This is a genomic window from Candidatus Tumulicola sp. (assembly GCA_035601835.1).
Classification (GTDB): Bacteria; Vulcanimicrobiota; Vulcanimicrobiia; order Eremiobacterales; family Eremiobacteraceae; genus DATNNM01.
In genome coordinates this window covers 194,134-213,551 of sequence record DATNNM010000018.1, presented here as the reverse complement: position 1 = coordinate 213,551, position 19,418 = coordinate 194,134, and the positions used below count along the sequence as shown (strand labels likewise).

The following is a 19,418-nucleotide window of genomic DNA, read 5'->3' as shown; positions in this document are numbered from 1 at the left end:
AAGGGGAGCATACATGAGCAGATCGTGGGTCGGCCTCGCGATCGTCATCGTCATCATCGTCGTCATCGTGGCATGGGTCGCAGGCACGTATAACAATCTGGTGGCGCAGGACCAAGCTGTGCAGTCGCAGTGGGGCACGGTCGAAAGCGTCTATCAGCGCCGCGCCGACCTGATCCCGAACCTTGTTGCGACCGTCAAGGGCGTTGCGAACTTCGAGAAGAGCACCTACATCAGTGTGGCGAACGCGCGCGCCAGAGTCGGCCAGGTCACCGTCAGCGCAGGACAAAACGCGTTAAGCAATCCGGCTGCCTTCGCGCAGTTCGAGCAAGCGCAAGCGGGGCTGTCGTCCGCACTTTCGCGACTGCTTGCCGTGGTTGAGAACTATCCGGACTTGAAGGCGAATCAGAATTTTCTAGACCTGCAAGCCCAGCTCGAAGGCACTGAGAACCGCATCGCGGTCGAGCGACGGCGCTACAACGAAGTGGCGCAGGCGTTCAACACGACGCGGCAATCGTTCCCAACGGTCGTCATCGCCGGCCTGTTCGGCGACCGGTTCAAAGTAAAGCCGTACTTCAAGGCGCAAGAGGGCACACAAAACGCTCCCAAGGTGACTTTCTAGGCGATGCTTCGCGTCATCGCCGCGCTCGTCGCGTGCATTGCATTCGGCGCGACCGCTGCCGCCGCACAACAAGTTCCTATTCCGCCGGCTCCGACCCAGTGGGTGACCGACAACGCCGCTTTCCTCTCGCCGGAAACACGAGCAGCGCTCAATCAGAAGCTTGAGGCATACGAGCGCTCCACCGGCCATCAGGTCATCGTGTGGATCGGTGACACCACCGGCGACGCGGCGCTCGAAGACTGGACCATCCGCACCTTCGAGAAATGGCGCATCGGACGCAAGGGTCTCGATGACGGCATCGTCCTGTTCATTTTCGCCAAGGATAGAAAGATCCGCATCGATGTCGGCTATGGCCTCGAAAGCGTCTTGCCTGATGCAACAGCCTCGGAGATCATTCGCAACCAGATAACTCCGCGCTTACGTGCCGGCGATAAGGACGGCGCCGTCAGCGCAGGCGTCGACGCGATTCTCGCCGCGCTCAGCGGGCAACCCCAAAGCGCACAACCGACTTCCGCGGCGACGAACGACGTGGTCGTCGCGGTAGGAGTGGTAGCGTTCTTTATCCTTTTGGTTTTCTTCTTGATCTTTGCTACGGTACTGCGAACGGTCTTGTATCATATCCCAGGGCGCCGCTATCAGAGCACGCCGTGGATAGGGTTCTTCGGCAGCGGTTTCGGGGGCGGTGGCGGTGGTGGTGGTGGCGGCTTTGGGGGCGGCTTCTCGGGTGGCGGCGGCATGGCCGGGGGCGGCGGAGCGTCCGGGGGTTGGTGACCGATATGGCGAGCGCGAAATGACCCCGCAGCGCGAACTGCATGACGACCTCAAGCGCCATGTCGACGAACAACGCATCCGCGCCGCCATTGACGCGGCCGAACGAGGGACCACCGGCGCGATCCACGTTTCGCTGGCCAAGCATGTTCGCGGCAGTGCGCGGGGCGCCGCCGAGCGCGTGTTTCAAAGTCTTGGTTTCGGCACGCCCGGGAGCGGCGCGGTGCTGTTCTTTGTCGTGCCGTCGCGCCGCGAGATCGTGGTGCTGGGCGGCGAAGGGATCCATTCCAAGGTCGGTGACGCCTATTGGCAACAGCTGGTCGCCGAGATCACCCAGCGCGCGCGTGAAGAAGATCTCACGGCTGCCCTGGTTCACGGGATCGCCGAAGTCGGCGAGCGTCTGAGAAAGCACTTCCCAGGATAATGGAGGAGAGGAGTTTTTAAGAAATGATCGTGCCGTTGCTTTTGGCCGTGGATTTCATGAACTTCAACTATACGGATATACCGTGCTCCAGCAATGTGCCGCCGCCCGCGCAGATCCGCAAAGGCACCTACTCATACTTCGACCAGAACATGGGCACCGGCTTTGAGGTTTTCGTCGACTCCGTGAAGCAAGGCAGTCTACGTGCCGGCACGCAGCAGGCGGTCGTGGTGCTCACTTGCCAATTTCCGATGGGCGGCACGGCGGGAGCGTACGCTTACGACGTACGCGGGGATACAGCAGTGCTGCTCGGGAAAGTTGGCACCGCCGATTGGGGCGGAGACTGGGGCGCCGGACCAAAATCGATTCACATACGCTTTGCGAAGCGCTTTCTCTACGTGGATTCGTGCAAAGACTCCCACTGTGAGATGAGCGAGGTCAGAACCTACGCGCTCCGCGGCGGGAAGCTCGTCAAGGTATACGTGCAAACCCACAAGACCCGCACCACGTGAGGCATTCGGAGAGCGGTGCACTGAACGAAAGATACGTGCACGGCTACCGCTCACGTGAGAACGAACGCCTGCAGGATCAGGCCGGAACGCTGGTCGACTTGCTGCACTCCGACACCTCATACCCGTCCGGAAGTTTGGTCCTGGAAGCGGGCTGCGGCGTTGGAGCTCAGACGGTCGCGTTAGCGCGACGCAGCCCCGAGGCACGATTCACGTCGATCGATCTCTCCGCGGACTCGATCGCCGAAGCCACGAGGACGGCGGAGGCGGTGGGGCTCTCCAACGTGCAGTTCCAGCAGGCGGACATCTTCGCCCTACCCTTCGCCCCTGAAACCTTTGACCACGCCTTCGTCTGTTTCGTCCTCGAGCATCTGTCGCGGCCGGTTGAAGCGCTGGCGATTCTTAATCGCCTGCTTCGACCCGGCGGCACCATGACGGTCATCGAGGGTGACCACGGATCGACGTACTTCCATCCCGACAGCAGCGCAGCCCAAAAGGCGATCCAGTGCCTCGTCGAGTTGCAACGGTTGGCGGGAGGCAACGCGTTGATCGGCCGGCAGCTTTATCCGCTCATGGTCGAAGCGGGTCTCGCGGCGGTTCATGTGTCTCCACGCATGGTGTATGTGGATTCGAGCAGGCCCGACCTCGTCGACGGCTTTACCAGGAAGACGTTCACCGCGATGATCGAGGGCGTTCGCGAATCCGCGATCGAGGCTAGCATCACCGATGCCGCCGCCTTTGATGCAGGTGTTCGAGATCTTCACAGGACGGCCGAGGCCGACGGCGTCTTTTGCTACACTTTCTTCAAAGGCGTGGGAACTGTCCCGTATGCCATAGGGTAGGTCAGGTTGGCCCCCCAACGGGCGGCGTTAAGGATGATCGCCATGCGTTTTCGATGGCGGTCGATTCCTGGTTCACACGGAGATGCCAACCATGAAGCGGCCACGCTTTTTAGCCACAGTGGTGGCGATTGCAATCGGGCTCGCGTTGGTGTGGAACGCACCAGCCAGCGCCGGCAAATGGTCGGGTTCGACGCCGGATAACGGCATGGGCCAATCCGTATCCGGCGAGGGCCAATCCACTGAGGTGGCCGATCCGGCCGACCCTACGGGTTGCACCATCATCTATACGAGCAAGACGACCATTACCGTGACCGACAACGCCACGGGCAAAGTGGTCAGCCGGAAGACGACCACGCGCATGCGTAAGTATAAGAAAAAAAATTGCCCGCCGGCCGCGCCCTTCGTGCTGATCGAATCCCACACGACCGTTGTCACCGTGAACAACAATCCCGACGGCACCTCGACCGTGAACAAAGACGATCAGCAGACCAATCCGGGCGGCCAGCCGGGATACAAGCACACGGAATCCACCGAGAAGCACGATAAGCCCGATGGCGGGGGCAACGTCACGGGCGGCTCGAGCAAGAAGACCGAGCGCAAAACCGCGGGCGGTAAGACGACGAGAACGGTCACCGGGCAGCAATGGGATGCGGCGAAGGGCGTTTGGGTCGACATCCCGGTCGAATTGCTGCAGCTCAATCTCACGAGTTTTGCGCCGATCATGCCGGATTCGGCGAGCCGTGGAGGCTACTTGCAGGGCGTGGTGGTTGCGAACTACACTGACTCGAATGGCACGGCGGGCCAAATCGTCGCCAGCGGCGACGTGGTCATCACGGAGCCGAACGGCAAGCACTTTCGGATGAAGAACGTCGGCGAAATCCTCTTGACTGGAGCCGACCTCGTGCGCGGGCGGCTGCGGATCATTTCGGACCCGCTGCCCGGCCATGCGTCCGTTGAGATCATTGACAAGCCCCCGGCTACGCAGCCGGTCATCTCGCTGCCGCAGGAACCGCCTGTGGTAACTGATGGCACGAATCTAACGGTCTCCGGGTCTGGCCTTGCGAGCGGAGACGGTCCGTCGGTCGTGTTGTGCACCAAGCAAGGGTGTGACGCCGGCCGGATAACGACCGCATCGGATACCCAGGTGCGCGTCGATATTCCGAAACTGCCGCCGGGGCCGTGCAGCCTGGTTGTCGAGAACGGCAACGGAAAGTTCTCGAACGTTCAGACGATCAATCCAGTCGAAGTGCAGTTGATCCTGCCGAAGAGCGGAACCGTCGGTCAAACGCTCGACGCGGTTGTGCAACTCAACGGCCTTATGCCGGAGAATCTCAACCGCACGCTGCAAGGCACGGTGAACTTGCTCGGGCCCGGGACGTTTGAAGGCGGCGGAATGTCGCAAACGGTCACCTTCGTTCACGGCACCGCGCACGTCAAGATGACGGCAAATGCCGCAGGAACGCTGCGGGTGAATGTGCGTGACGTGCACTAGGCCGTCTGCCGGCAGCGGTTCGTGAATCGTTTGCTCCTGCGTGCAATGGCCGCTGCTGTCGTAGCGGCCATTGCGCTCATAGCGGCCTGCATTTGTCTGGGATATTTCTCGCTCTCCGCCGCCAGGGCCGATTCCACGCCTGCTCCCATGACCATGGGCACCGCGCAATCTAGCCAGACCACCCAGGATCTGGAGAGCCAACCCGCCACGCCCGTGTCTGCTAAGGAATGGTCGGTGTTCAACCACCGCGCTGCCGGTTTCTTTCTCTTATTGTGGGGGCTGACCGCACTGATCGCGGGCTTGCAGTGGCCGCGCCGTACATGGGTGCGTTTTGTGCCGCCCCTGATGTTGTTCGGGTTGGTAGAGTTCCTTATTCTGCTTATCGACCCGAAGGCTTGGCCGAATGGCCCGTACGGATTTTGGATCAGCTTTGCGGACCCTTCGGTGGTACAACACCGCGTCTTCGTGCTGCTGTTGCTGCTCCTTGGCACCATCGAGTTACTTCGCGCCGCAGATCGCCTGCCGTCGCTTCTGCGTGTGTTCGCCGTTCCAAGCCTCGCGGTTTTTGGTGCCATCTATCTTTTCTTCCACAAACACGGGGGACTAGAGGCGCAACAAATGATGCAGCATGTGTCCGGCAATGGCCTCCAGCCCGGCCATGCAAAGCATGCTTGCCACCATGAAGTTGGTCAAGCAGCAGCATCTTTGGTTCTCCGTCCTGGGCTTCGGATTTGCGGCTGCTAAACTTCTGGCTGATGGCGGAATACTGAGGGGCCGTCTCGGAGCGACGCTGTGGCCGCTGTTCGCGATGGCTCTTGGCGTCTACATGCTTGGTTACACGGAGTAGCGGTTTGCTTTATGTGCTCACCGTCGCCGAGTTACGAAACCGTGCGCTTTGCCACTACTATCGAAGAAGTGCCCCACGATCTGACCGGCATCATTGATCCCATGGGCGTACGTGCCCGTCGCGTTGGGAACGTCGATCGTGGTGAAGACCCCACCTGCGCTTCGCACAAAGCCGTGTACTTTATGACCCGCGTCCGTGAAAAGACCGGAGACCCGCCCGGCGGCGTTGATCCCCCAAGCTTCTGTGCTGAGGGCACCGGGCATGTCAATGTTGGTAAAAGCTCCGCGGGCGCTTCGCACGTAACCGTGCTGCTTGCCGCCCGCATCTTCGAAGTCTCCCACAATTTGCCCGGCGGAATTGATCCCAAGAACCTCAGTAGAGATCGCGCCTGAAATGTCGATGGTCGAGAGCTTTCCGCCGACGCTTCGCACGAAGCCGTGCGTCTTGCCGCCCGCTTCAACGAACCTGCCCACGATCTGGCCGGCGGCGTTGATCCCATAAGCCCAGGTGTCGCTAGCGCCTGGAGCATCGAAAGTCGTGAACGCGTCTGGGGTTTTCAGCAGATAGCCATGGTGTTTGGCGTTCGCATCTTCGAAGGTTCCTACGATCTGCCCGAGGGTGTAGACCCCGTAGGCAAGGCTGTCGTTGATCGCGTCCGGAGGGTCGATCGTGACAAACGCTCCACGGGTGCTTCGTACGAAGCCATGCGATCTGCGGCTCGCATCAGCGCAGAAGCCCACGACATACCCGGAGTGGCTGATCCCGAAGGCGTACGTATTTGTCGCGCCGGGACAATCGAAGACGGTGAAGGAAAACGGGTCTGCTTGGGCCGGGGACGCGGCGGCCAAGATGCCGCAAAGGATCACTCCGCTGAGGGAGATGCGAAAGAGCCGCATTGTTCCTCGTGCTTTCTGGTGCTGAGGAATTCATGCCTGTATAAGGGCTTGGATTGGGAGGCGCCCGAGGATTTCGCGCGGCCGTTCTCGATTATTACGCCACTGGAGGAGGACCATAAACCGCCATGTCCTTGGAAGCTTGGACGACGGTCGTGCGGTTGGCACGTTTATCGTCATCACGATCACGGCCATTGCGGCATTTATTCAACTCCACCACTTGCGCGCCAGCAATCAGTTGAGCGCCATGTTGAAGCTACTCGAACTGGAGCAATCCCCGGCGCTCGAAGATCGGTTTCACTTCGTTCGGGCGCAGCTTGCCGCGAAGATGCAAGACCCTCAGTTTTGGGCGTCGCTCGATCCACAACCTGTGGATCGTACGCTTCATCCCGAGCGTCACGTCATAGCGTGGTTCGAACACATCGGCGCCTGGATGAAAAATGGTCTCATCGACGAGGAAGCCTACCTCGAGTACGCATCGCCGATCATCATTCAGTATTGGACGCTTTTGGCGCCGACAGTGAAGCGCATGCGTAGCACACGCGAACCATGGCTCTTGGAGGACTGTGAATACCTCGCGGCGCGCGCGAAGCGCTGGCTGGCGACCCACCCGCACGGGAACTACCCGAAGAGCACGTCGCGTTTGGCGTAACAGCGGCGGCCAAGATGGCGTTATAGTCGTGGAGACACTCATTGCTTTGAAAGGGCATGACGATATGAAGATATGGCTGTTCGCGACGCTCGCGCTTTGCTTCTTGATCATCCAACCGCGACTTGCGAATGCGGCGGTCACCGCGGCGCTCTCGGTCGTCGGGCCGAGTTCGTATAACGGCTGTCCAGTCACCGTCAAGTTCAGCGGCACGATCAGCGGTACGGTCGGCACCAAAGTCACCTACAGCTTCAACCGCTATGTCAGTAGCGCGCAACACGTCGTCAACGGCGCTACGCTGACGCTGCCGAGCGGCCCGGTCGCGGTGAACGACTCCATCCCGATCTCGTCGTCGACCAGCGGCGTCACCTTCGACCAAATATGGGTGCACAACATCTCCGGGGGCCAAGCCGACGTGTACTCGAACGAGGTCCACTTCACGGTCAACTGCGTCCTCGCGACGCCGACCCCCGGACCCACGCCGCCTCCAACTCCCGGCTCCTTGAACAGCACGAACGATCCGCAGGTGTGCACCGCGCACGGCGGCTTCGGCGGCGGTCTTGCCTGCTCGGCCGGATTCAGCAATGGTTGGCTGGCGCTTATTTGGAGCGCCCCAAATGCCTGCTCCAACTGCATCGGCGGCTATAATGTCTATCGCGTCGACGGCGGGCAGCATACTTTCGTGGTCAAACAGAACAATGGAAAAGACGTGACGCTGGCGCTCGTGACCAAGCCGAGCGACGGCTTTAGCGGCAAGTGCTACGCAGTCACTGCCTTTGCCGGCCATGCGGAGTCGAGCGACAGCGGACCGTATTGCGTGAACGGCGCGGTCGACACGCCGGTCGTGCGCAACTTCAACTTGACGCTTAATAACTCGCGCACCGTATACCACCACTACAGTTACTCGTTCCCCGGTCCTGGGTGCGGCTTGAGCACAACGGGCACAGCGCCAGGTCCCGGTCTGACGGTCGGCTTTGTCCACGACTATGGAAGCTCGATCGGCGTCACCTGTTACGAAGACACGCTCGTCTATCAGGGCGCGGTGAATTTCGAACTAGGTAGCGCGGGCATTCTCTTGCGCAATTCGAAGGCTAGCGTCAAAAGCGCCACCCTGGCGTTCCAGCGGGTGGATGGCAGCAACGCCAGCTGCCTCGCCGCCGTGCACCTGCCGACGAGCGACTGGTCGAACGCGCAGGACCTGATCCCGAACAATGACTTCATCAGCGGCATCCCGTGGAGCAGCAACAGCGAGAGCGTCAACATGCCCGGGGTAAAGATCTCGGGCTCGAACTACAGCATCGACGTGTCGTCCGCGATCAACAACTTCGCGAAAGGGAATTGGCCGGACTACGGATTCTTGCTGATGGGCGGTAACGAAGATACGAGCGGTTTCCACGACAACAACCAGTGCGCATCGGGGTACGGCAACTTCTCGCTCAACGTGCAGGTCATCATCCAGCCATGACCCTGAATGGAGCAGACCGGGCGCATCTAAAAAAACCCCTTCGGGTGCGACCGGCCCACGTAGATGCACTGGAGGCGCGAGAGGTCTCGAACCTCTGACCCTACAGTGTCAATGAATCCGAAAAGCACGAAAACTCCGCGCTAGTATTGCCCTGCCTGTGGGGTGAGACCGAATCGCTTGAGGGCGCGAGCCTTCGCCCGTGCGGTTTCCTCGTGTCGATTTTTGGGTGCTGCATTCGTTTCGAGCGCACGAAGCAGACGGGTCGAGGCGCGAGCTATCTCATCTACTGCAGCGCCGAACGCGATTTGGTTTATTTTGGACGGCTTGTTGAAACCGCTGATTTTTCTTACGAACTGAAGCGAAGCCGACCGAACGTCCTCGGCGCTCACCGGCGGCTCGAAGTTGAAGAGTGTCCTTATATTTCTACACATTTCAGAATGCCTCGCTGGAACGACTCAATTCCTACGACGTCAACCTTTCGAGTGGTGGGCGCGAGAGGTCTCGAACCTCTGACCCCTACAGTGTCAAAGAAAGAAAGCCGTAGTTCCTGGTGTTCTTGAGTTGCTTCTCGTGCTGGCTGGTCGCTTCTAATCCGTCACGTAGCGTGCAGTTGGTCAGCATTTGGTCAGCAATTTTCGTGAGTGTGGTGCTCTTTCCGAAGAGGACGGATTCGGAGTACGTGCAGTAGGGGAGAACCCGGCTCTGCACCGGGTTCTTTTTTCATGAGGTCCTTAAGCCATCAGATCCGTGATCCTCATTATGGCAACCACGGTTCCGTCGTTGAACACTTGCTCTATCGTACCCTTAGCGCAAGTCCAGACGGAGTTCGCCGTCGCCGCAAAGGTCTTGCCGTCTTGTGTGACCCGAAGCTCTCCTTGCGTGATATGGCAGACCATGTCATTCTTCATCGAGGCGTTGGGGCCAGACTTCGAGCCTGGCTGCACGATGAAGTCACGCATCGAGACACTCTTATATGCGGGAATAATTGATGGGTTCCCGCCATAGACACGCTGCACGACACCGGGGGCCAGCGTCGTGTCATTGCTTTTTGTCATCGTATCCGCAGCCGCGGGCCTCACCCCTGCAACCGTAGCGGCTATGCATCCTAACACTACCAAAGCCGATCGTCGATTAAGGTTGTCCATAGAGTTCCTCCTCTGTTGCCGTTTGGAAACCAATTTGGCTCTTCCCCGTTGCGGTAATGCGCGGTTGTCACCTTTATGCGGTCAAAATTTGGTGAGCATTTGTCAGCATTTTCGGATGGTGGTAAAAGTACCAGACCGGATGAAAAAGCCGCGGAAGTCCGCGGCATCAAGGTTTCCGGTGGTGGGCGCGAGAGGTCTCGAACCTCTGACCCCTACAGTGTCAAGGAGCGGAAGAAGGCGCTTCTCGAGTGATTGCGGCACACCTCGTGCCGTCTGGTGCTGGTGAATTCACGCCCGTATTACGCAGTTGGTCAGCATTTGGTCAGCAAAATTGCCAGCCAGGTCTTGGCCCTCGGACTCCACGCACGCAGCCCCTCAAACGCCTCTAAGGGCAGCGCCTGGCTCATCGGAGCCCGGTGGCTCCTAGCAGATTACCTCGAAAAAGCCCAAGGATTTCAACAGTAGCCCGATGGCACGGGACCAGGCTCCGCGGTTCCAGCCAGCGTAGCGATTTTGGCTCTCTACTTCCTTGGGTTCTCTACCTCCGCTGCAAGAACGCGAAAGGAAGTCGGGTCAACCTCGTAGTCCCAAACACGTTTTTCAACCTGGGTAGCTGGCATTAGGATCCTAAAGCTTACGATGATCCTCCCTTGGAACGAAACTGCGGAGACAATGATATCGCTCTGAGGGCGACTTACTCCGTTCTTTTTTAAGTCGTGCAGAAATGCGCCTTGCGCGACGCACACTGCGCGCAAGACTGAACCTTTCAACGGCGCTAATACGCGTTGCCCCTCGAGCGCCCCAACCTGCCGGGCCTGGCGCGGTCCTTCAGGTTCCGTTGCACGCACTGTAGAGCTACACCCGAAAGTCAGCCACGCAAAGAGCACGGCAACGGCAGGAATTGCTGCCTTGATCCTCACTCCCACTATAGTCCTGTGCATATACACGCTCTTTCGCTCACTGCGGAAGCAGTCGGCTTGTAATGCTTGCTGAAGTCCTTCCAATCCTGGTTCATCCACGGACCGCCCCAAGACACACCTTTCAATTGTGAGTCAACCCGGCCTTCACCCCAATATCCGTTTACTTCTTCTTGGTCAGCTAGGATACGGCCCACACCAGTCGGTGATTTGAAGTAAACTAACGCGATCACATCTGCCCAGTATCGCGAGTCATCAAGAGAGTCCGTCGCATGAGTGACCTCGTGAGCAATGGTGTCCTCGATCGAATATCGGTTGTACGGCGTTTGAGCTGGGCCGGGATCTAACCTTATCGCGCCGCCTGTTATGCTGCCCGTGGGATTGCCAAGGTCCGGGGCATCCCCGCTCGGTGTGAATAGCCCCGGGTTTCCTTTTGTTTCTTTGGATAACTGTATCGTGTACGGCCGAGGATCGCTGGCTACCTTTCCCCATAAGCATCTAAAGATCGCGCTTTGAGCCAGCATACCTTGATTCGGATCGAATAGGGTACGCCAAAGTTTCGGGTCGACGTACCTCCAGTACAAACCAGATGAATCTCGATTGTTTACGGGTTGATTGGCCGCGTAACTATAGGTGTTGTAACCGGCGAAGAGTCCAAGCGGATCTGCCTGCGAGTACCTACCCCAACCCGGCCGGTACCAACGAAAATTGTTGTAGCTGCGCTCCGTTGCACCGTTCGCTCCTGTATCGAATTGTTCCGCCACCTGGCCCGGCAGTCGTAGCGGCTGGTGCACGTCACCAGAGCGCAGCGCAAAAACTTTTCCGTACGGCTCGTACTCGGCCTGGTAGGTTATTGTGCCGCTGCTATTGGTTTGAATCTCCGGCGTTCCTAAGGGATCGGAGAAGGTCCAGTGTGTGCCCGAGCCGTCCACCTGTGCAATGAGCTTGCCCGCGAACCAAATGTATTTATAAGCGACGGCAGGTCTTCCGGACATCGTCAGCGCCGATTCCGAGAGCAGCGCCATGCCCGGGCTAAAAAACGAGTAGCGGGTGCCCGAACTGCCAGAGGTTACGAGACGCCGCCCCCAGCCATCGTATGTATAGGTGAGCGCGTCGCCGGACTCGAGCAAGTTGCGCGTGCCGTAGCCGTACGTTGCCGTGCCGACGCCTGTCTCGTTGCCGACCGCATCGTAGCTCACCGAGCGCGGCGTGCCGTTTTCCGTTACAGAGGTGAGTTTTGGAAGCGTGCCTGAGTAGCTGAATGACGCCGTCCGAGAGCTGCCCAATCCTAAGGTCTTCATGTTGCCCATGGAATCATAGGTGTAGGAGCCGGAATTCCACAGAGAAGCCCCCGAATTGGCCGTGACCAGCCGATTTAGGTCATCATAAACAAACGTCCGGTTGAATCCCGTGCTAACGGTGTCCGTGATCCCCGTGATGTTGCCAACTCCGTCCTTGGGTCCGGAATCGATTTCGGCATCACCCCGAACTTGGCCACCACGCCGTCCTCGTCGCGCAGGATGTCGCGTCTACGGTCCAGCTGAACGACCCGCGTGCCCACAACGCACTGACTTAGATCTTTGTCAGGTGTACAAATGAACACGCGGCTTACACGAGCATCTCGCGAGGCCTTGACCGCCGCGGAAGCCAGAGCATCATCGGCTTCGTAGTAAACCATCGGCCAGACCATGACTCCCATCGCCTCTAGCGCTTCTTCTAACATAGGGAACTGCGAGAGCAGTTCAGGAGGCACACCTTCACCGGTTTTGTATCCGCTATATAGGTCGTTCCTAAAGGACTCTACTACGTGATCGGTTGCGACACCGACATGCGTGGCGCCGCGCTCGAGCATGGATAAAACCGAAGCCAGGACACCGCGCACGGCGCCCACCTCTCGTCCATTCGCGTCTGCCGCAGACGGTAGTGCGAAAAAATGCCGGAACAATTCATAGGTCCCGTCAATCAAATACACCTGCACGCCGCTCATGTTCCGTTTGAGACCCGCAATAACATTGAACCGTCACCTTTAGTGCTATTACCCACCATTGCCGAGGCGACGCTGCCGTTGGGCTAACTACGTACAAGACCGCCAACGGGCCAAGCCTCTGCTGGTTGCGCGCGGCATGATCGGGCTTCGAGTACCGCAACCACAGTGTCGGGTTCGGGAAACTCGAACGGTGTGGAGATCAGTGCGCGCGGCCCTGGCCTGCGACGGGAAGCTGCCGACGCAATGAAGTTAGCCTAATGAGCGGCGGCGGACACATCCAACGCGAAGGTTCTTCCACTGCCAGCTAGGCCTTAGCCAGAGTACGTTTTGTGTCGTCGAACAGGCTGATCAGATCGCCCAGATGGAGATGCACATGTGGCCTAGGACGGTTTGGTGAGCGAGCCTCGGAAGAACTGGACGAAGATGGTGCCGTCGCGGTTCTGGAAGATGCCCATGTCGATGACTCCGCCTTCGAGATTCATGCGTGTATTGTGGAAACCACCACACTTGGGGCCGCTCATCCTGCCGCCGGGCTGGTCGGGATTGCGATCGGTGGGCGTGGACCAGACCGCGTCGAGCTGCCCTTTGACATAACGCATAAACGTCAACACGTATGGGTTGCAATGACCCGAGCCGCCTGTCAGGATCTTGATCTGGTCGCCGCTCGCTGTCGTGATCGTGGCGCACGTCTCGCCTGGCCCGCATTTCGCGGTCGCCACGGCGACGTCGCCGTTGGAATAGTACACTGGGCCTGCTGAACCGTCAGCACGCGCGGCTTGGTGGACCAGAAGAGGGCCGGCCGTCAAAGCACAGATTGCTGCCAACAAAATAGCTCGCCGCATGAGAGGCCTCCTTACGAGTGCTCAGAGTGCGCGTTTCTCGGGGCCTGACTTGGGCCCGCCGAACTCGAGTGATTACGGCACTTCTCGTGCCGTCTGGTACCAGTTAGTTGCTGCCAATATCGGCAGTTGGTCAGCAATTGGTCAGCATTCTCGCGGAGTCATTCTCCCTGGACCCTGACGCGGTGAAGATCCATATGGTCACCAGGTCACCGGGACGTTTGGGCGGCGTATCGCGAAGTGCGAGAACGACAGCGTACACAGATCGAAGTTTGGCGAACGCGCAACAGCGCCCGCTGCGGTGACTGACCCCAGGCGCGCGTGCTAGTGCGGCCGCACCAACGGTCCTTGCTGCGGGGTCAGGGGTACGATGCTCTCAGCCAACGGCTGAGAGCAGTTCACGATTGTGGAACCGGCGTTCGCCGCGCACACCATATAGTAGTTGGTCTGCGGCTTCGTCGCGCGCGAAATCGATACGGTCGCCTTGAGAACGTTACCCTCGACGATCACTGGATTCCGCCAGTTGTGGTAATCGGACGGCGGATTAGATGCCGTCGTTATGTCGAAAACGTAGAAATGGGCGGTGGCGACCCCGCCGACCCAGGTCAAGAAGACCGTGTCCGCACCTGCTCGGCCCGCGGACACGCCTGTCGGCGTACCGGGGTTGACGGCTACCACATGAAACGGCCGAGCCTGCAGCAGATCAGAGCTAGTCGCCACGCCAATCGTGCATGCTCGCGGCATGAGTCCCGCAAGCAGCAGCGCCACCGCCATCTGGGTGGCCGGATCGGGGGGTGGCGCGTTGCTTGGCACGGGCGCAGGGGTGGGGCCAATATTGAGGGCTACCGTTCCTTGCTGATTCAAAGGTTGGGAGAATTTGTAGATACCGCTTAGGGCGACCTCGGTATAATTTACCCCTTGCTCCTGAACGACACGTTTAGGGATTTGCCATTTCGAGACCGTCCCCGCAGGTACTGGCGCGGCGCCGACATTCTTGATCCAGACCTGTTGGTTGACTTCCTCGCATTGGAGCACGAAAGACGGTGGGGCCAATGGGTTCGTAGCGGCCAACGCAGACAACGGGAGAATAAGAACGGCGGCAGCCACCATTGCGGCAGACAGATCCAATTTCAGGCATGCTGCGCACGCGAATAGTCCAACAAATGTAGAATGTACTAGTCTCATGATGCCTCCCCATGTCCAAACCGAACGAAAAGCCTCGATGCGTGTGGTAGCACGACTATTCCGCATTCTTCCGGTCTTATGATACCATTGCGGCGTCCGGTCCGCATCCACCCCCGATGGAAGCGTCGACATCAAGCGCAAGCCTCAGCGACGTGTAGAGGTCGGGGAGATGAGTCAGTCCGAGCAGTACTTGGTCAGCAATTGTCAGCATTTTCGGATGGTGGTAACAGTACCACACCGGATGAAAAGCCGCGGAAGTCCGCGGCATCAAGGTTTCCGATGGTGGGCGCGAGAGGTCTCGAACCTCTGACCCCTACAGTGTCAAAGAGCGGAAGACGTAGTTCCTGGTGTCTTTCAGTCGCTCCTCGTGCTGGCTGGCCGGCTGGCAGTCTGTCGTGTATCGTGTAGTTGGTCAGCATTTGGTCAGCAGAACTATTGCGCTTCTGAGGCAGGGATCGCACGCGAGCATTCGTCCACAGGATTGTCTTGCCTAAGTCGCAATCCAAAAGAGTTAGTTCGGATTCCACCCTCCTTAAATATACCCTCACTTGTGTCACGTGGACAGTTGGATTAGCGGTCGGACGATTCGATTCGTTGGAACAATAGTTGGACTGCACGGGACCAAGCCTCACGGTCTCCGGCGAACAAGTCCCGCGCGTACTCTTCAACCGCATGAGCGAGAGATTCTAAAGCAGCATCCACTGATGCCGGACCTTCAGATTCGTACTGACCGGGCTCGGGGCCGCTGAGCTGCCGAGCCCTACGCGCAACCTGAATGAGTTTCTCAAGACCAACCTCGTTCACGTCAGATGGTGATGCTGGTGTTCGCCAGCGAAGAAGAGGGATTCGTCCCTCGCTTAAACGCCCAACCAGTATATATGTGCGCCGCTCGCGACGCTCGATGCCGACGCTCACGAATTGATCGTGATCGATATACCGGTGTTCCACGAAATTGTTGCGATCTTCCAGGGTGTCTTGCTCCTTGTATCCGAGCCGTCTCAAAAACGGACCAAAATGCTCGCGAACGCTTGATACGAAAGCTTCCTTTGAAAAGACGTTCGGTCCCCTGCTCATGGATACTTAACCCCAAACATTAGCGTGTTGGGAAACTGCTCGAGGAGCTGCAGCTCCAAACTGTAACTGTCACTGGTTATTCCCGGGTAATTTAACCCGCGGATGTCCGGCCCGATGTCTATTACAGTGCTTCCTCCCCGAAGTTCTCCAAGAAGCCACTCGGCGTTATGGGAAAGTTGCGCCTCCGCAAGGTTTGAACCGGCTAGACCCTCTGCGTTTGGGAATCCCGAGTAGGTCCTAGCTCCTAATTCGGCGGCGGCCGCACGGACGCGATTCATGTTTTCGCCGATTACAATTGGAGAGTTCGGACACAGCGGACCAGGTTCTTCCTCTTGCGCCGATTGTTCCAAACGAAGGAGTGCTGCGCCCAGGCCGGCGATCCGGGCCGCGGCAACGACATCCAAGACCTCACCAACGACGGGAACCACATTTAGCCCAACAATACCCGCCCCAAGTAGCAAGTCGTTGTACTGCTGCCTGTAGACGGGATCGAGGGCATACTGGAAATAGCCCACCGCCGTAATACTCGGTCCGGGGTGCAACCCCAGAGGGTCGATTCTCCCGCCGGGATTATCCAAAACGTAAGGATATCCGTTCGCTCCAGCGACCAACCCAAGCGGATCCGCCTCAGAATACCTTCCCCAGCCCGGCCGATACCAGCGGAAATTGTTGTATGAACGCTCCGTCGCGCCATTGGCCCCAGTGTCGAATTGCTCCGCCACCTGGCCCGGCAGTCGAAGCGGCTGGTGCACGTCGCTCGAGCGCAACGAAAAGATTCTTCCGTACGGCTCGTACTCTGCTTGGTAAGTGATCGTGCCGCTGGTATTGGTTTGAATCTCCGGCGTTCCCAAGTGATCGGCAAAGGCCCAGTGCGTGCCCGCGCCGTCCACTTGCGCGATGGGTCTGCCCGCGAACCAAATGTATTTGTAAGCGATAGCAGGTCTTCCGGACATGGTCAGCGCCGATTCCGAGAGCAGCGCCGTGGCAGGACTAAAGAACGAGTAGCGGGTGCCCTGACTGCCAGAGGTCACAAGACGCCGCCCCCAGCCATCGTAGGTGTAGGTGAGCGTGTCGCCCGATTCGAGCAAGTTGCGCGTGCCGTAGCCGTACGTGGCCGTGCCCACGTTGCTCTCGTTGCCCGCCGCGTCGTAGGCCACAGATCGCGGCGTGCCGTTCTCCGTCACGGACGTGAGTCTTGGAAGTGTTCCTGAGTAGCTGAATGACGCAGTCCGAGAACCGCCCAGCCCCAAGGTCTTCATGTTGCCCATGGAGTCATAAGTGTATGAGCCCGTGACCCACAGCGAAGCGCCTGTATTGGCGGTAATCAAGCGATTGAGGTCGTCATAGCCAAACGTCCGGTTGAATCCCGTGCTCACGGTGTCGGTGATGCCCGTGATGTTGCCAACCCCGTCCTCGGCATATGTGTAGTCTGCGAGCGCTACTCCGTGTTTCCCGCAACACAATTTGTTCTCGGTCGGGCGATAGCGGAGATCGTAGCTGAGCGTCTGCGTTTTTGTATTCCCGAACGAAAGACTGGTCAGCGGCCCAAACGGCGCGTAGCTCGCCGATGACACAAAGGTCGTGCTTCCCAGGGTCGCCGATAGTGGCCGGTCCGCGAAATCAAAGGTATAATTAACCACTGAGGAGTCCGGATAGGTGACGCTCGTACGGTTGGCGTTGCCGTCGTACGCATAGGCCTGCGAATACGCATTCCCCAAGATCGTGGGCGCTTCGGTCTTGAGCAGACCGCGCCTGTCGTAGGTGTAGGTTGTCGATCCCGAGGGGTCGGTGATGTTCCTGAGGCGCCCGATGCCGAAGTTGCCGTTGGTGGCGTCGTCGTAGGCCCAATTCACGGTCTCTGTCGTGAAACCGCTGCGCACAGACATCGCAGAAAGCACGCGGTCCAGCGCATCGAAAGTGCGCGTGGTCATCGCTCCGTTGGCGTCTGCGAACGTCAGGAGGTTGTCGTCGGGGTCGTAGGCGTAGCTGCTGACCCCGCTCACAGGCGACGTCTGCTGTCTTACCCGATCAAAGTCGTCGAAGGCGTACGTGGTCTGGTTGCTGTTGGGGTCGATAACCGAGTTCAGATTGTCGTGCAGGTCGTACCCGAAGCTAGTCGTGATTTGATTGCCCGGCGCACCTGCCAACGTTTGCACGACGCTGGTGAGGCGGTTGGCAAAATCATAGTTGTATGTCGAGTTCGCCGTGCTGTGATTCTCGTCTTGGATTGAGTTTAGGTTCCCGGCCAAATCGTAGCCGTACAAGATCTTCGATCCGCTCGGGAAAGGGTGGTCAATTTCTCTTACGCGCCCGTAGCTGTCATACTGGACGGTCTCCTGCTGCTTTGTACTCCACGCGCTGCACGAAACCGCTGGCGTCGTGCATGCTTGAGCGAGTTGGGAAGTCAACTGACTCGTGACGTCGTAGCCAAGCACGATTTGCTCCTCCTGGAGATTCGTGCTGGCGGTGAACCGTATCACGTCGGTCAGCCGATTACTCGTGTCGTACGTCAGGCTCAACCCGTTGAGCAGCGGTCGTGTGATTTTGGTGAGCCTGCCCGCGGCGTCATAGACGTAGGAGGTTGCCAGCGGTGTCGGATCGCCTGTCACCCCTTTGATCGTTGAGGAAAGCGTTCGCCCGCGCGCATCATAGCTCAAGTCGGTGATGACGCCGTTGGGATCCGCCACACTCAGCGGATCCCCAAAAATGCTGTACGTATTGTTAGGAGCTGCATCGGCTGCAAGCGTGATGACATGGCTGAGTGCATCGGTGATTGTTTGGGGTTGACCGCGGCGCGCCATGTCGGTGTCGCTGTCTGGGTAATAGGCGACAGTCGTGTGCTGCACCACGTCGGTCCGGGGACCCGTGATCTGCTGAAGCCGACCCTTGGTATCGTAGGAAAATCCGGTCGTGTAGGCGGTGGCGGAACCCGCGATATAACCCTGAGTCGCTTGCGATGCGAGTAGTCCGTTAGAGCCGAACGTGTCCGTTATCGTTTCCGTGTTGCCCGGGGTGTCGACGGACGGGATAGAGATGATGTTTGGGAGATCTTGGCGCGGGTCACCGAGCGGGTAGTACGAGATATTCGTCAAGCGATTGAGCCCGTTCTAGCTGTAAGGGTTGGCATTGGCAGTATCGGCCCACATTCGCTTCGCCACACCGCAGCGACAGAAATGCTGAGCGAGGGCATTCATCCCAAAGTAGTAGCAGATCGCCTCGGCCACAGTACAACGCGCATGACGCTCGACGTTTACAGTCACGTGGTGCCGGCGCTAGAAACGAGCGCGGCGCTCAAGTTGGATACCGCTATGCGGTCCAAATTCGGTCAGCATCTGTCAGCATTTTCGGGTAGTGATAGGGGTGCTGGAGCGGATGAAAAAGCCGCGGAGGTCCGCGGCATCATGGTTTCTGATGGTGGGCGCGAGAGGTCTCGAACCTCTGACCCCTACAGTGTCAAAGAGCGGAAGAAGACACTTTTCGAGTGATTGCGGCAGCCCCCGTGTTGTTGAGTGCTATTGAATTCGCCCCCGTATCCGACTGTTGGTCAGCATTTGGTCAGCACTTATCTCGGTTAATCTGGGCGCCCTTCCTGTGATGCTACAACCCTCGATTCCGGCCAAATCGCCTCTTGGGCAAGGTGACCTCACCAACGGATATGGTTCAAGGACCAGATCCAAAAAATCACATAGCCGAGGACTAGCAACATGGCTAATATTCCAAGGACTGGCTCAGCACGCGTACCTCGCCAGCGAACACCTGCCGCCGC

At 58.8% G+C, this 19,418-nt stretch carries 17 protein-coding genes; 9 read left to right on the top strand and 8 right to left on the bottom strand.

What is annotated here, in order from left to right; translation table 11 throughout:
* The first annotated feature begins 13 nt into the window (after nt 1–13).
* The 7 genes from VN934_12580 (at nt 14) to VN934_12550 (ending at nt 5,395) form a co-directional block, all read left to right on the top strand.
* Nucleotides 14–619: a LemA family protein gene (locus VN934_12580; GenBank protein ID HXM19624.1), complete on the top strand. Its 606-nt coding sequence runs from the start codon at nt 14–16 to the stop codon at nt 617–619.
* Between the two features lie 3 nt (nt 620–622).
* On the top strand, nt 623–1,390 hold the full coding sequence (locus VN934_12575; GenBank protein ID HXM19623.1) for a TPM domain-containing protein: 768 nt from the start codon (nt 623–625) through the stop codon (nt 1,388–1,390).
* Between the two features lie 19 nt (nt 1,391–1,409).
* Nucleotides 1,410–1,811, top strand: coding sequence for a TPM domain-containing protein (locus VN934_12570; protein HXM19622.1), 402 nt, complete (start codon nt 1,410–1,412; stop codon nt 1,809–1,811).
* A 23-nt stretch (nt 1,812–1,834) separates the two neighbouring features.
* Nucleotides 1,835–2,320, top strand: a complete 486-nt coding sequence (locus VN934_12565; protein ID HXM19621.1) for a hypothetical protein — start codon at nt 1,835–1,837, stop codon at nt 2,318–2,320.
* Nucleotides 2,321–2,355: 35 nt separating this feature from the next.
* Nucleotides 2,356–3,159: a methyltransferase domain-containing protein gene (locus tag VN934_12560; protein HXM19620.1), complete on the top strand. Its 804-nt coding sequence runs from the start codon at nt 2,356–2,358 to the stop codon at nt 3,157–3,159.
* A gap of 121 nt (nt 3,160–3,280) precedes the next feature.
* Complete coding sequence (locus tag VN934_12555; GenBank protein ID HXM19619.1) at nt 3,281–4,651, top strand: IPT/TIG domain-containing protein; 1,371 nt, start codon at nt 3,281–3,283, stop codon at nt 4,649–4,651.
* 21 nt (nt 4,652–4,672) lie between these two features.
* Entirely contained in the window at nt 4,673–5,395 is a 723-nt protein-coding gene (locus tag VN934_12550; protein ID HXM19618.1) for a hypothetical protein, read from the top strand.
* Nucleotides 5,396–5,515: 120 nt separating this feature from the next.
* Here the strand turns inward: VN934_12550 and VN934_12545 are convergent, their stop codons facing one another.
* Complete coding sequence (locus tag VN934_12545; GenBank protein ID HXM19617.1) at nt 5,516–6,394, bottom strand: hypothetical protein; 879 nt, start codon at nt 6,392–6,394, stop codon at nt 5,516–5,518.
* 139 nt (nt 6,395–6,533) lie between these two features.
* Between VN934_12545 and VN934_12540 the strand changes: the two genes are divergently transcribed.
* Entirely contained in the window at nt 6,534–7,043 is a 510-nt protein-coding gene (locus VN934_12540; GenBank protein HXM19616.1) for a hypothetical protein, read from the top strand.
* A gap of 28 nt (nt 7,044–7,071) precedes the next feature.
* Nucleotides 7,072–8,505 carry a hypothetical protein gene (locus VN934_12535; GenBank protein HXM19615.1) on the top strand — a complete coding sequence of 478 codons (1,434 nt, stop codon included), beginning with the start codon at nt 7,072–7,074 and terminating at the stop codon, nt 8,503–8,505.
* Nucleotides 8,506–9,236: 731 nt separating this feature from the next.
* Here VN934_12535 and VN934_12530 read toward each other — a convergent pair.
* The 7 genes from VN934_12530 to VN934_12500 form a co-directional block, all read right to left on the bottom strand.
* Nucleotides 9,237–9,560, bottom strand: coding sequence for a hypothetical protein (locus VN934_12530; GenBank protein ID HXM19614.1), 324 nt, complete (start codon nt 9,558–9,560; stop codon nt 9,237–9,239).
* A 1,015-nt stretch (nt 9,561–10,575) separates the two neighbouring features.
* Nucleotides 10,576–11,868 (bottom strand): RHS repeat-associated core domain-containing protein, encoded by a 1,293-nt coding sequence (locus VN934_12525; GenBank protein ID HXM19613.1) that lies wholly within the window; start codon nt 11,866–11,868, stop codon nt 10,576–10,578.
* A 74-nt stretch (nt 11,869–11,942) separates the two neighbouring features.
* Nucleotides 11,943–12,545, bottom strand: a complete 603-nt coding sequence (locus tag VN934_12520) for a hypothetical protein (GenBank protein ID HXM19612.1) — start codon at nt 12,543–12,545, stop codon at nt 11,943–11,945.
* Between the two features lie 389 nt (nt 12,546–12,934).
* Nucleotides 12,935–13,396, bottom strand: coding sequence for a hypothetical protein (locus VN934_12515; protein ID HXM19611.1), 462 nt, complete (start codon nt 13,394–13,396; stop codon nt 12,935–12,937).
* Between the two features lie 321 nt (nt 13,397–13,717).
* Complete coding sequence (locus tag VN934_12510; protein HXM19610.1) at nt 13,718–14,521, bottom strand: hypothetical protein; 804 nt, start codon at nt 14,519–14,521, stop codon at nt 13,718–13,720.
* A gap of 627 nt (nt 14,522–15,148) precedes the next feature.
* Entirely contained in the window at nt 15,149–15,652 is a 504-nt protein-coding gene (locus VN934_12505) for a hypothetical protein (GenBank protein ID HXM19609.1), read from the bottom strand.
* The gene (locus VN934_12500) at nt 15,649–18,744 is read right to left on the bottom strand and encodes an RHS repeat-associated core domain-containing protein (GenBank protein ID HXM19608.1); all 3,096 of its coding nucleotides are present in this window, start codon (nt 18,742–18,744) and stop codon (nt 15,649–15,651) included. Before VN934_12500 ends, VN934_12505 begins: the two co-directional genes overlap by 4 nt.
* Between the last annotated feature and the right edge of the window lie 674 nt (nt 18,745–19,418).